Genomic DNA, 12,479 nt, shown 5'->3' with positions numbered 1-12,479 from the left:
GAGGGCGTGCCCGCGAATCGGCAGGCATGCAACTCTTTTGCCTGGCCTGTCTGTTTAGCGGCATGTCGGCTCCCAAGAAGGGGGCTTTTGCCTGCGGTTGGCGCATACGCCATTTTCCGCGGCGTAAATGGCACCATAGTCCCTCCTTGACATAAGCGGGAGCTAAACGTAAGTTTCAAACAACTGTTTGACAGACGTCGCGCCGAGCGCGAGTCACCCCACAGAACTCACCTAGAGGTTCATCGCAATGCCTGATTACAAAGCCCCCTTGCGTGATATCCGCTTCGTTCGCGACGAGCTGCTCGGCTACGAGGCGCACTATCAGAGCCTGCCGGGTTGCCAGGACGCAACGCCCGACATGGTCGATGCGATCCTTGAAGAAGGCGCGAAGTTCTGTGAGCAGGTGTTGTCGCCGCTGAACCGCGTGGGTGACCAGGAAGGCTGCACCTGGAGTGAGTCGGGTGTGAAAACCCCGACCGGCTTCAAAGAGGCGTACCAGCAGTTCGTAGAAGGCGGCTGGCCGAGCCTGGCGCACGACGTCGAGCACGGCGGCCAAGGCCTGCCGGAGTCGCTGGGCCTGGCCCTGAGCGAAATGGTTGGCGGTTCGAACTGGTCGTGGGGCATGTACCCAGGCCTGTCGCATGGCGCGATGAACACTATTTCTGCGCACGGCACCGCCGAGCAGCAGCACACCTACCTGACCAAGCTGGTGTCTGGCGAGTGGACCGGCACCATGTGTCTGACCGAGCCGCACTGCGGTACTGACCTGGGCATGTTGCGCACCAAGGCCGAGCCACAGGCCGACGGCAGCTACAAGGTGTCGGGCACCAAGATATTCATTTCGGCCGGTGAGCATGACATGGCCGAGAACATCGTCCATATCGTCCTGGCCCGCCTGCCGGACGCACCGGCCGGTACCAAGGGTATCTCGCTGTTCATCGTGCCGAAGTTCCTGCCCAACGCCGAAGGCGGTGTGGGCGAGCGCAACGGCGTGAGCTGCGGCTCTATCGAGCACAAGATGGGTATCCACGGCAACGCTACCTGCGTCATGAACTTCGATGCAGCCACCGGCTACCTGATTGGCCCAGCCAACAAAGGCCTGAACTGCATGTTCACCTTCATGAACACCGCACGTCTGGGTACCGCGCTGCAAGGCTTGGCCCACGCCGAAGTGGCGTTCCAGGGCGGCCTGAAGTACGCCCGTGAGCGCCTGCAGATGCGTTCCCTGACTGGCCCGAAAGCGCCGGACAAGGCTGCCGACCCGATCATCGTCCACCCAGACGTGCGTCGCATGCTGCTGACCATGAAAGCCTTCGCCGAGGGCAACCGCGCGATGGTGTACTTCACCGCCAAGCAGGTGGACATCGTCAAGTACAGCCAGGACGAAGAAGAGCGCAAGAAGGCTGACGCCCTGCTGGCGTTCCTGACCCCGATTGCCAAGGCGTTCATGACCGAAGTCGGTTTCGAGGCCGCCAACCACGGCGTGCAGATCTATGGCGGCCACGGCTTCATCGCCGAGTGGGGTATGGAGCAGAACGTACGCGACAGCCGTATCTCGATGCTGTACGAAGGCACCACCGGTATCCAGGCCCTCGACCTGCTCGGCCGCAAGGTGCTGATGACCCAAGGCGAAGCCTTGAAGGGCTTCACCAAGATCGTGCACAAGTTCTGCCAGGCCCAGGAAGGCGTTGAGGCGGTGAAGGAATTCGTCGAGCCACTGGCCGCGATCAACAAGGAATGGGGTGAGCTGACCATGAAAGTGGGCATGGCCGCCATGAAGGATCGTGAAGAGGTGGGTGCGGCCTCGGTTGATTACCTGATGTATTCCGGCTACGCCTGCCTTGCCTACTTCTGGGCCGACATCGCCCGCCTGGCCGCCGAAAAACTGGCAGCCGGTACCAGCGAAGAGGCGTTCTACACGGCCAAGCTGCAGACGGCGCGCTTCTACTTCCAGCGCATCCTGCCGCGGACCCGTACCCATGTGGCGACCATGCTGTCGGGTGCCAACAACCTGATGGCAATGGACGAAGAAAACTTCGGCCTGTCCTACTGACCCTGGCGCGGTAGCCAGAACCCGCCTGCCCTCACCGGCAGGCGGGTTTTTTATTTTTTCAGGTACAGCACGACCCTTTGCTGGAGGCCGGAGCTTCGTTCATTCGTTCGCAAACTCAACTGTTCATGTGCACTGCCGATGAAGTAAGGGCACAATGCCATCATTGATCTGCCGGGTTGGAGATTACCCTTGTTTCGTCTTAACGCTGTACGCGCAAGCCACTTCCTGCCATCACTGCTCCTGTTGGTGGCAGGGCTCGCCGCAGCCTATGTGAGAGACCTCAGTGTTTTCTTCACATCGCTGTTCAACGTCCTGCCCACCTTGGTGCTGCTACTGGGTGGCGCCTATTGCGCGGTGTACCGCCGTCAGCGTGAGCTGTTCCTGATGCTCACGGTGTACATTGCCTACTTTCTGCTCGATACGCAGACGGACTTCTACCGTGACCATGGCCGCGTGCGCGAGGACGCCGCGGTGATCTTCCACCTGGTGTGCCTGCTGCTGCCGGCGCTGTTCGGGCTGTACGGAGCCTGGCAGGAACGTACCCACCTGCTGCAGGATCTGATCGCCCGTGGCGCCGTGCTGTTCGCTGTCGGCAGCGTGGCAGTGGCCCTGGAGCAAAGCTACCCCGAGGCGTTGCTCAGCTGGCTGGCGGAGATCCGCTGGCCGGCGTTGCATGGCCAGTGGATGAGCCTGATCCAGTTGGTCTACCCGCTGTTCTTCGGTGTGTTCATCCTGCTGGTGGTGCAATACCTGCGCGCCCCACGGCCGCTGCACGCGGCGCAGGTGATTGGCCTGCTGGGCATCTTCTGGATGCTGCCGCAAACCTTCATCCTGCCGTTCACCCTGAACATCATGTGCAGCCAGGTGATGCTGATGATTGCAGCTGCGGTCGCTCACGAGGCTTACCAGATGGCCTTCCGCGATGAACTGACCGGGCTGCCGGGGCGGCGTGCGCTGAACGAGCGCATGCAACGTCTGGGGCGCAATTATGTGATCGCAATGACCGACGTCGACCACTTCAAGAAATTCAACGACACCCACGGCCACGACGTCGGCGACCAGGTGCTGCGTTTGGTCGCCAGCCGCTTGTCCAAGGTCACCGGCGGTGGCCGCGCCTACCGTTATGGTGGCGAGGAATTCGCCTTGGTGTTTGCCGGTAAGACCGCCGAGGAATGCGTGCCGCACGTGGAAGCCGTGCGCGAAGTGATCGCCAACTACGTGATGCACCTGCGCGACCAGCATAGCCGCCCGCAGGATGATAGCGCCGGGCGCCAACGCCGCGCGGGCAGCAGCGGTGGCACGGTGTCGGTCACCATCAGCATTGGCGTGGCCGAGCGCCAGGCCGATCATCGCAACCCCGATGCGGTATTGAAGTGCGCTGACCAGGCGCTGTACAGCGCCAAAGGCGCAGGGCGCAATTGCGTCATGGTGCACGGGCAGCAATCGCAACGCGGAGCCGTGCGCACTGCATGACCAAAATAGACTTTACAGTCTACTGATGACCCTATGTCTCGTAAAAGTTGTTCGGTTACACTGGCAGTAACCCCAGTGTCGCGGTTCCCCGAGACCGCCCCGACCCGACTATCGAGAGGTTGTCATGGCTGACTATAAAGCGCCCCTGCGCGACATGCGCTTCGTACTCAATGAAGTGTTCAACGTGGCCGAGCAGTGGGCGCAGTTGCCCGGGCTGGCCGAAGTTGTCGATGCCGATACGGCCATGGCCGTGCTGGAGGAAGCCGGCAAGGTCACCGCCAGGTCCATCGCACCGCTCAGCCGCGCTGCCGATGAAGAAGGCTGCCACTGGGACCAAGGCGCGGTACGCACCCCGGCCGGCTTCATCGAGGCCTACAACACCTACGCCGAAGGCGGCTGGGTAGGTGTGGGCGGCGACCCGGTGTTCGGCGGCATGGGCATGCCCAAGGCCATCTCGGCCCAGGTCGAGGAAATGGTCAATGCGTCCAGCCTGTCCTTCGGGTTGTACCCGATGCTGACCGCCGGTGCATGCCTGTCGATCAACGCCCATGCCAGTGAAGCGTTGAAGGAAAAATACCTGCCGAAGATGTATGCCGGCGTTTGGGCTGGCTCCATGTGCCTGACCGAGCCGCATGCCGGCACCGACCTGGGCATCATTCGCACCAAGGCCGAACCGCAGGCTGACGGCAGCTACAAGGTCAGCGGCACCAAGATCTTCATCACCGGTGGCGAGCACGACCTGACCGAAAACATCATCCACCTGGTGCTGGCCAAGCTGCCGGATGCACCGGCGGGGCCGAAAGGCATTTCGCTGTTCCTGGTGCCGAAGTTCCTGGTGAACGAAGACGGTAGCCTGGGCGCGCGCAACCCGGCTACCTGCGGCTCGATCGAGCACAAGATGGGTATCCAGGCCTCGGCTACCTGCGTGATGAACTTCGACGAGGCAGTCGGCTACATCGTCGGTGAGCCGAACAAGGGCTTGGCGGCCATGTTCACCATGATGAACTACGAGCGCCTGGGCGTTGGCATCCAGGGCCTGGCCTCGGCTGAGCGTTCCTACCAGAACGCCGTGGAATACGCCCGCGACCGCCTGCAGAGCCGCGCCCCGACCGGCCCGCAGGCCAAGGACAAGGCCGCCGACCCGATCATCGTCCACCCGGACGTGCGGCGCATGCTGCTGACCATGAAGGCGCTTATCGAGGGTGGCCGCGCCTTCTCCACCTATGTGGCCATGCAGCTGGACAGTGCCAAGTTCAGTGAAGACGCCAGTGTGCGCAAACGCAGCGAAGAGCTGGTGGCACTCCTGACCCCAGTGGCCAAGGCCTTCCTCACTGACCTGGGCCTGGAGTGCACCGTGCATGGCCAGCAGGTATTCGGCGGGCATGGCTATATTCGCGAGTGGGGCCAGGAGCAGTTGGTACGTGATGTGCGCATCACCCAGATCTACGAAGGCACCAATGGTATTCAGGCCCTCGACTTGATGGGGCGCAAGGTGGTGGCCAGCGGCGGAGCCTACTACAAGCTGTTCTCTGACGAGATTCGCCAGTTCGTTGCCAGCGCGGGCAGCGAGCTACATGAGTTTGCCAAGCCCTTGGCGGCTTCGCTCGACCAGCTCGATGGGCTGACCGAGTGGGTGCTGCAGCAAGCCAAAGGGAACCCGAATGAAATTGGCGCGGCGTCGGTCGAGTACCTGCATGCCTTCGGCTATGTTGCCTACGGCTACATGTGGGCACTGATGGCGCGGGCTGCGCAGGCGGGTGAGGGGGATGCGGCGTTCTATTCGGGCAAGCTGGGTACGGCGCGGTTCTACTTTGCACGTTTGCTGCCACGGGTGGATTCGCTGGTGGCATCGGTGAAGGCGGGGAGCGAGTCGCTTTACCTGCTGGATGCCGAGCAGTTCTGACAGATTCTGGGGCTGCGCAGCAGCCCCAATTCCCGGTATATCTGGGAATAAATCACTTTGTAAGCTTTTTCCTACACGACGTGGTGACTTTTCACCACTGTTCCCAGATTGGATCCACGGTTAATCTTTAACACATGGACGTTGCGCAGGAAGCGCAAAGGACAGATCAAGGACGACGACGAAGGACCACCTGCCAGGATGGCGGGGCGATACGGATGTCACAGGGAAACAGTCTGGGAAACCCCGCTTCGGCGGGGTTTTCTTTGTGCGCGTTTTTCAGGCCAGCACATCCAGCGGCGATGTTCCCAACAGCCGGACATCCGCCTCTTCCTCGAGCAGCGTGCGCAGCAGCTCCACCGAGGCCTGCTGGCGCTGGGCATCACGGAACACCAGGCCGACCTTCAGCGGCACCCGCGGCTCGCTCAACGGTTTCCACAGCAAACCCTGATCATCCTCGGCAGCGTCCTTGGCCCGCCCCGGCAGAATCGTTGCCAGCGCCGTGTGCGCCAGGCTGTCGAGAATCCCCGCCATGTTGTTCATCTCTGCCTGCACCTGCGGCCGTCGCCCTTGGCTGGCCAGCTGCGCCTGCCAGATCTGGCGGATCTGGAACTCCTCACCCAGCATCAGCATGGGCAATTCGGCGGCCTGGCGGATGGACACCTTCTTGAAGTCCTTCAGTGGGTGAGTGTCCGGGATCACCAGTTGCAGCTCATCCTCATACAACAGCAGGCCATGCAAGCCAGGCTGGCGCGGCGGCAGGTAGCTGATGCCGATGTCCAGGCTGCCATTGAGCAAGCGCCTCTCGATCTCCAGCCCCGACAGTTCATAGATCTGCACGACAAGGTGCGGCTGTGCCTTGCGCAGCCGTTCCAGCAGCTGCGGTACCAGGCTTGGCCGCACGGTCTGCAGTACACCGATGGCCAAGGTGCGCAGCGATTGGCCCTTGAAGTTGCGCATGGCCTCATGGGCGCGTTGCAGGCCGTCGAGTAGCGGCAGGGCATGGTTGTACAAGGTATGGGCCGCCAGGGTCGGCAGCAGGCGCTTGTTGCTGCGCTCGAACAGGCTCAGGTCAAGGCTATGTTCCAGCTGACGAATCTGCTGTGAAAGCGCCGGCTGGGACAGCGACAGGCGCTCGGCGGCGCGGCCGACATGGCCTTCTTCGTACACCGCGACGAAATAACGCAGTTGGCGGAAATCCATAAGTAACACTTATCGAAAATGCTGGAAAAACGAAATGGTCGAAAACCCTTGTGAGGCCTAGTCTATCGCCGTATTCCAACGGGTTACAGCGATCAATCGGTCGATTGTTACCCCGGATGAAAAACACTTTTGATAGGCAAGGCAAAATATCGAGTGGTGGCACCAAGACCGCCCCGTGCCCACCCCTTACCGTGCATGGCTGGAGCCCTGATGAACCTGTTCAACCTGCGCCGCTCGGCCGCTGTTGCGGCCGCCGAGCCCAAGCGCGCGGCGGTGATCGTGCCGCCAGCCGACGAGATATCGCGGGAGCGCCTGATGCCCAGCGCGGAACGCGCAGCGCAGGTTTTCGTGCGTGGCCAAGGCTCATGGTTGTGGGACAGCGACGGCCATGCCTATCTGGATTTCACCCAAGGTGGCGCGGTGAATAGCCTGGGCCACAGCCCCAGCGCGTTGGTGAAGGCGCTGGGCAATCAGGCCCAGGCATTGATCAACCCGGGTTCTGGCTTTCACAGCCGTGGCCTGCTATGGCTGGTCAACCGCCTGTGCCAGAGCACCGGCAGCGACCAGGCCTACTTGCTCAACAGCGGTGCCGAAGCCTGCGAGGGCGCGATCAAGCTGGCGCGCAAGTGGGGCCAGCTGCACCGCAACGGCGCCTATCACATCATCACCGCCACCCAGGCCTGCCATGGCCGCAGCCTGGGCGCACTGTCGGCATCCGACCCTCTGCCGTGCAACCGCTGCGAGCCCGGCCTGCCGGGTTTCAGCAAAGTGCCGTTCAATGACCTGGCGGCCCTGCACGCCGAGGTGGACTCGCGCACCGTGGCGATCATGCTGGAACCTGTCCAGGGCGAGGCAGGGGTAATTCCGGCCACACAGGAATACCTCAAGGGTGTGGAAACGCTGTGCCGCGAACTGGGTATCCTGCTGATCCTCGATGAGGTGCAGACTGGCATTGGCCGCTGTGGCGCGCTGCTGGCCGAAGAAATCTACGGGGTGCGCGCCGACATCATCACCTTGGGCAAGGGCCTGGGCGGTGGCGTACCGCTGGCGGCGTTGCTGGCCCGAGGTACTGCGTGCTGCGCTGCGCCGGGCGAGCTGGAAGGCAGCCACCACGGCAACGCGCTGATGTGCGCCGCCGGCCTGGCCGTGCTGGATACCGTGCTGGAGCCTGGTTTCTTCGCCCAGGTGCAAGACCATGGCCGCCATTTGCGCGAAGGGCTGAGCCGCCTGGCCGGGCGCTATGGCCAGGGTGAAGTGCGCGGGCAAGGGCTGCTGTGGGCGCTGCAGCTGAAAGAAAACCTGGCCCGCGAGCTGGTGGCGGCGGCCTTGCACGAAGGCTTGCTGCTGAATGCTCCACAAACGGATGTGGTGCGCTTTTCACCGGCCCTGACCGTGAGCAAAGGCAACATCGATGAAATGCTGCTGCGCCTGGCACGTGCCTTCACCCGCCTGCATGCCCAGCAGCAGGCCCGCCACGTAGTGCCGGCATAGCGGCCTGGCAAAGAATTCAACGAACCGTCTGGCGTTCCTGCGCATCGCCCCTGGCCTGTTTCATTCGGCCCGGGGCGTTTTTTTTGCCTGTGGAACCTCTGTGGCGGGCGGCTAGTCTTTGATGTAACCCTTCAGGAGAGACTCGCATGGACTTTATTCGCATCATCATCGCCATTCTTCTGCCACCGCTGGGCGTGTTTCTGCAGGTGGGGTTTGGCGGGGCGTTCTGGCTGAATATTCTGCTGACCTTACTGGGTTACATTCCGGGCATCGTGCATGCGGTGTATATCATCGCCAAGCGCTGATACCGGCAAAGATTGGCCCCTGCAGGAGCAGCACAAGGTTGCTTCGGCAGGGGCCTGGGCTACTGCACCAACACGCGACAGTAGAATTTCCACTCCTCTTCCAAGGCATGCGCCAGGTTCTGCGCGTTGCGGAACCCATGCCGCTCCCCCGCATAGAAGTGGCCTTCAGCGTCGATCCCGTTGGCCTGCAACGCTGCCAACATCGAACGTGTCTGCTCCGGCACCACTACCGCATCCAGCTCACCCTGGAAGAAAATCACCGGCACCTTGATCTGCTCCGCATGCATCAGCGGCGTGCGCTGGTGATAGCGTTCAGCGTCCTGCTGCGGGTCGCCGATCAGCCAATTCAGGTAATCGCCCTCGAACTTGTGGGTGGCACGGCCCAGGGCTACCGGGTCGCTGACCCCGTACAGGCTGGCGCCCGCGCGAAACTTGTCATGGAACGCCAAGGCGCACAGGGTGGTGTAGCCCCCGGCGCTGCCGCCGCGGATGAACGCCTTGTGCTTGTCGATCAAGCCTTGAGCTGCCAGGTACTCGACCACCGCGCAGGCATCCGCCACATCGCTCTCGCCCCAGCGCAGGTGCAATGCCTGGCGGTATTCCCGGCCATAGCCGGTGCTGCCCCGGTAGTTCAGGTCGGCCACCGCAAAGCCGCGCTGAGTCCAATACTGGATGCGTGGGTCGAGCACGGGATAGCACGCCGAGGTTGGCCCGCCGTGGATGAACACGACCAGTGGTGCTGCACCTTTCGACTGCGCCGGCGGGTAGAAGAAACCATGGGCCAGTTCGCCTTCACCGCCATAGTGGATCGACTGCGGCAGACTGATTTGCCCTGCCGGCAGTATTTCGGCACCACCGGCCAGCACGCGCACTTCGTGGTTGCTGCGGTCAATGGCAATGACTGCCGGCGGGCTGATGGGCGAGGCGGCAATGGCATAGAGGTTCTCGGCGTCCATGGCCAGGCTGCGAAAGCGTGTATAGGCACTGGCGAAGCGCTCCATTCGGCCGTCTTCACCGCGCAGACCCAATTGCCCGAAGCCTTCTTCGAACCAGCTGGCCAAGTAGCGTTGCGGGCCTAGTGCCAACCAGGTACAGGTGCCCAGTTGCCAAGGCGCAGCAGCATGGTCTGCCGGTGCGGCAGGCAACGCCTGCCATTGGCCATCGACCTCACCCCAAGGTTGCCAGAAGCCATTGCGATCGGACAGGCAGTAGAGCCGCCCTTCGCCATCGAAGCGTGGCTGTTGCAGCGATTCCTCTGCGGCGGCTACACAGTGCGCCGGCCCCCAGTGGCCGCTGGTATCCCTCTCGCGATACATCAGCCGGGTGACGGTCCAGGGCTGTGCCGGGCGATCCCATTCGACCCATGCCAGGCGCTGGCCATCGGCACTGACAGTAGGCGAGGCGTAAAAGTCGGCGCCCTCTGCAAGCACCTCGCGGCTGCTGTTAGCCAATGCGACCAGGCGATGCTCTACCTGCTCGGCATGGCGCTCTTCAACGGCCAATACTTGGCCGTCGTGCCACTGCACATCGCCGTAGCGGCAGCTGACATCCTGAGTCAGCGCACGCGGTAGCGAATCGTCCAGCGGCTGGGTGTAGACCTGCTGGTCCTTTTCGTTGACGAACACCAGCCCTTCGCCACCCAGGCAGAAGCTGCCGCCGCCATACTCATAGACCCGGCTACGTACGCTGAAACCGTCCGGGGTGAGGCAACGGGCCTGGTAGTGCAGCCAGTGCCAGACACGGCAAGCACCATCGGCGGGTCGGAACTCGTTCCAGAACAGCCCGTCGGCGCTGACTTTGAGCTCGGCGAAGTCGGTGCCGGCAGCAACCGCCTGTGCCGCGCTGAATTCAGCCACGGGCGATGACGCGGGAGTTTCGATCATTGCGGAAAGTCATCTGTTCAATGGCGAGCTCGGCGGTTTCCGCCTCCTCGCGAGCCTTGAGGATGATGCCGTGCTCGGCCGACTTGGCGCACACCGGGTCGGCATTGCTGGCATCACCGGTCAGCATGAAGGCCTGGCAGCGACAGCCGCCGAAGTCCTTTTCCTTCTCGTCGCAGGAGCGGCACGGTTCGCGCATCCACTCGTATCCCCGGAAGCGGTTGAAGCCGAACGACTCATACCAGATATGGTGCAGGTCGTGGTCGCGTACGTTGGGGAACTGCACTGGCAGCTGGCGGGCGCCGTGGCAGGGCAGCGCGGTGCCGTCCGGGGTAATGGTGAGGAACAGATTGCCCCAGCCGTTCATGCAGGCCTTGGGGCGTTCTTCATAGTAGTCCGGGGTGACGAATATCAGCTTGCACGGGTTGCCATCGGCCTTCAGCTTGTCGCGGTATTCGTTGGTGATGCGCTCGGCCCGTTCCAGCTGCGCTCGGGTTGGCAGCAGGCCCAGGCGGTTGAGGTGCGCCCAGCCGTAGAACTGGCAGGTAGCCAGCTCGACGAAGTCGGCCTCAAGGGCGATACACAGCTCGATGATGCGGTCGATCTTGTCGATGTTGTGCCGGTGGGTGACGAAGTTGAGCACCATCGGGTAGCCGTGGGCTTTCACTGCACGGGCCATTTCAAGCTTCTGCGCAAAGGCCTTCTTCGAGCCGGCCAGCAGGTTGTTGACCTGCTCATCGCTGGCCTGGAAGCTGATCTGGATATGGTCCAGGCCGGCCTTCTTGAAGTCGGCGATTCGCGCTTCGGTCAGGCCGATGCCCGAAGTGATCAGGTTGGTGTAGTAACCCAGCCGTCGGGCCTCGCCGATCAGCTCGGCGAGGTCCTGGCGTACCAGTGGTTCACCGCCGGAAAAGCCGATTTGCGCGGCGCCCATTTGCCGAGCCTCGGCCATTACCTTGAACCACTGTTCGGTGCTCAGCTCCTGGCCCTGGGCGGCGAAGTCCAGCGGGTTAGAGCAGTAAGGGCACTGCAGCGGGCAGCGGTAGGTCAGCTCGGCGAGCAGCCACAGCGGCAAGCCGACTTCGGGCGTAGGCGGCACTTCAGGCGAGGACGATCCAGTGTTCGGCACGGGCCACCTCCATGAACTGCTCGATGTCTTCGGCTACTTCGGGCACATCGGGGAATTGCTGCTCGAGTTGGCTGATGATTGCGGCCACGTCGCGCTGGCCGTCGATCAGGCCACCGATCAGGCTGGCGCTGTCGTTCAGCTTGATCATGCCTTCGGGGTAGAGCAACACATGGCCCTTTTGCGCTGGCTCGTACTGGAAGCGGTAGCCTGGCCGCCAGCTCGGCACCTGATTGCGATCAAAACTCATAGGGTAATCCCCTTGTGCCACACCCGGTCCTGGGTGACGGAGTGATAAGGCGGGCGGTTCAGCTCGTAGGCCATGCTCATGGCGTCGAGCATGCTCCAGAGGATATCCAGCTTGAACTGCAAGATCTCCAGCATACGCTCCTGGCCCGCGCGGGTGGTGTAGTGCTGCAAGGTAATCGCCAGGCCGTGCTCCACGTCACGCCGGGCCTGGCCCAGGCGGGTGCGGAAGTACTCGTAGCCGGCGGGGTCGATCCACGGGTAGTGCTGCGGCCAGCTGTCCAGGCGTGACTGGTGGATTTGCGGGGCGAACAATTCGGTCAGCGAGCTGCTGGCCGCTTCCTGCCAGCTGGCGCGCCGGGCAAAGTTGACGTAGGCGTCCACGGCAAAGCGCACGCCGGGCAATACCAGTTCTTGCGAGCGCAATTGGTCCGGGTCCAGCCCGACCGCCTGGCCCAGGCGCAGCCAGGCTTCGATGCCGCCATCCTCACCGGGGGCACCATCGTGGTCGAGCAGGCGCTGGATCCACTCACGGCGCACTTCACGGTCCGGGCAGTTGGCCAGGATCGCGGCGTCCTTCATCGGGATGTTGACCTGATAGTAGAAGCGGTTGGCAACCCAGCCCTGGATTTGCTCGCGGGTGGCGCGACCTTGGTACATCGCCACGTGGTAGGGGTGGTGAATGTGGTAGTAGGCGCCCTTGGCGCGCAGGGCCTGCTCGAATTCGGCAGGGGACATTGGCAGTGCGTCGCTCATTCGGCTGGCTCCTGTAAAGCGATTGTCAGGCCTGACACATTTTCAC

Annotated in this window: 10 protein-coding genes; 5 read left to right on the top strand and 5 right to left on the bottom strand. The window is 62.7% G+C overall.

The features are described from left to right. Nucleotides 1–247: 247 nt before the first annotated feature. From DMX11_RS18830 to DMX11_RS18820, 3 genes are all read left to right on the top strand, one after another. Nucleotides 248–2,053 (top strand): phenylacyl-CoA dehydrogenase, encoded by a 1,806-nt coding sequence (locus DMX11_RS18830; RefSeq protein WP_110745879.1) that lies wholly within the window; start codon nt 248–250, stop codon nt 2,051–2,053. A gap of 189 nt (nt 2,054–2,242) precedes the next feature. After that, complete coding sequence (locus DMX11_RS18825; RefSeq protein WP_110745878.1) at nt 2,243–3,526, top strand: diguanylate cyclase; 1,284 nt, start codon at nt 2,243–2,245, stop codon at nt 3,524–3,526. 124 nt (nt 3,527–3,650) lie between these two features. Next, complete coding sequence (locus tag DMX11_RS18820) at nt 3,651–5,429, top strand: acyl-CoA dehydrogenase C-terminal domain-containing protein (RefSeq protein WP_110745877.1); 1,779 nt, start codon at nt 3,651–3,653, stop codon at nt 5,427–5,429. A 276-nt stretch (nt 5,430–5,705) separates the two neighbouring features. Here DMX11_RS18820 and DMX11_RS18815 read toward each other — a convergent pair whose 3' ends face one another. Then, nucleotides 5,706–6,629 (bottom strand): LysR family transcriptional regulator, encoded by a 924-nt coding sequence (locus tag DMX11_RS18815; protein WP_110745876.1) that lies wholly within the window; start codon nt 6,627–6,629, stop codon nt 5,706–5,708. 210 nt (nt 6,630–6,839) lie between these two features. On the opposite strand from DMX11_RS18815, the gene DMX11_RS18810 reads away from it, so the two are divergent. Continuing rightward, the gene (locus tag DMX11_RS18810) at nt 6,840–8,120 is read left to right on the top strand and encodes an aspartate aminotransferase family protein (protein ID WP_110745875.1); all 1,281 of its coding nucleotides are present in this window, start codon (nt 6,840–6,842) and stop codon (nt 8,118–8,120) included. Nucleotides 8,121–8,266: 146 nt separating this feature from the next. After that, nucleotides 8,267–8,425: a YqaE/Pmp3 family membrane protein gene (locus tag DMX11_RS18805; protein ID WP_003177654.1), complete on the top strand. Its 159-nt coding sequence runs from the start codon at nt 8,267–8,269 to the stop codon at nt 8,423–8,425. Between the two features lie 59 nt (nt 8,426–8,484). Here the strand turns inward: DMX11_RS18805 and DMX11_RS18800 are convergent, their stop codons facing one another. The 4 genes from DMX11_RS18800 to pqqC are packed head-to-tail and all read right to left on the bottom strand — an operon-like array spanning nt 8,485 to nt 12,433. Then, nucleotides 8,485–10,308, bottom strand: a complete 1,824-nt coding sequence (locus DMX11_RS18800; RefSeq protein WP_110745874.1) for a S9 family peptidase — start codon at nt 10,306–10,308, stop codon at nt 8,485–8,487. Continuing rightward, on the bottom strand, nt 10,274–11,434 hold the full coding sequence (pqqE, locus tag DMX11_RS18795) for a pyrroloquinoline quinone biosynthesis protein PqqE (RefSeq protein ID WP_110745873.1): 1,161 nt from the start codon (nt 11,432–11,434) through the stop codon (nt 10,274–10,276). Before pqqE ends, DMX11_RS18800 begins: the two co-directional genes overlap by 35 nt. After that, nucleotides 11,406–11,681 (bottom strand): pyrroloquinoline quinone biosynthesis peptide chaperone PqqD, encoded by a 276-nt coding sequence (gene pqqD / locus DMX11_RS18790; protein ID WP_110745872.1) that lies wholly within the window; start codon nt 11,679–11,681, stop codon nt 11,406–11,408. The genes pqqE and pqqD overlap by 29 nt, the downstream gene beginning before the upstream one ends. Next, nucleotides 11,678–12,433 carry a pyrroloquinoline-quinone synthase PqqC gene (gene pqqC, locus DMX11_RS18785; RefSeq protein ID WP_012270176.1) on the bottom strand — a complete coding sequence of 252 codons (756 nt, stop codon included), beginning with the start codon at nt 12,431–12,433 and terminating at the stop codon, nt 11,678–11,680. Before pqqC ends, pqqD begins: the two co-directional genes overlap by 4 nt. Nucleotides 12,434–12,479: the final 46 nt, after the last annotated feature.

Source organism: Pseudomonas sp. LB-090624 (assembly GCF_003205205.1).
Lineage (GTDB): Bacteria > Pseudomonadota > Gammaproteobacteria > Pseudomonadales > Pseudomonadaceae > Aquipseudomonas.
The sequence above is the reverse complement of the archived record's forward strand: the minus strand, read 5'-3'. Positions and strand labels throughout refer to the sequence as shown.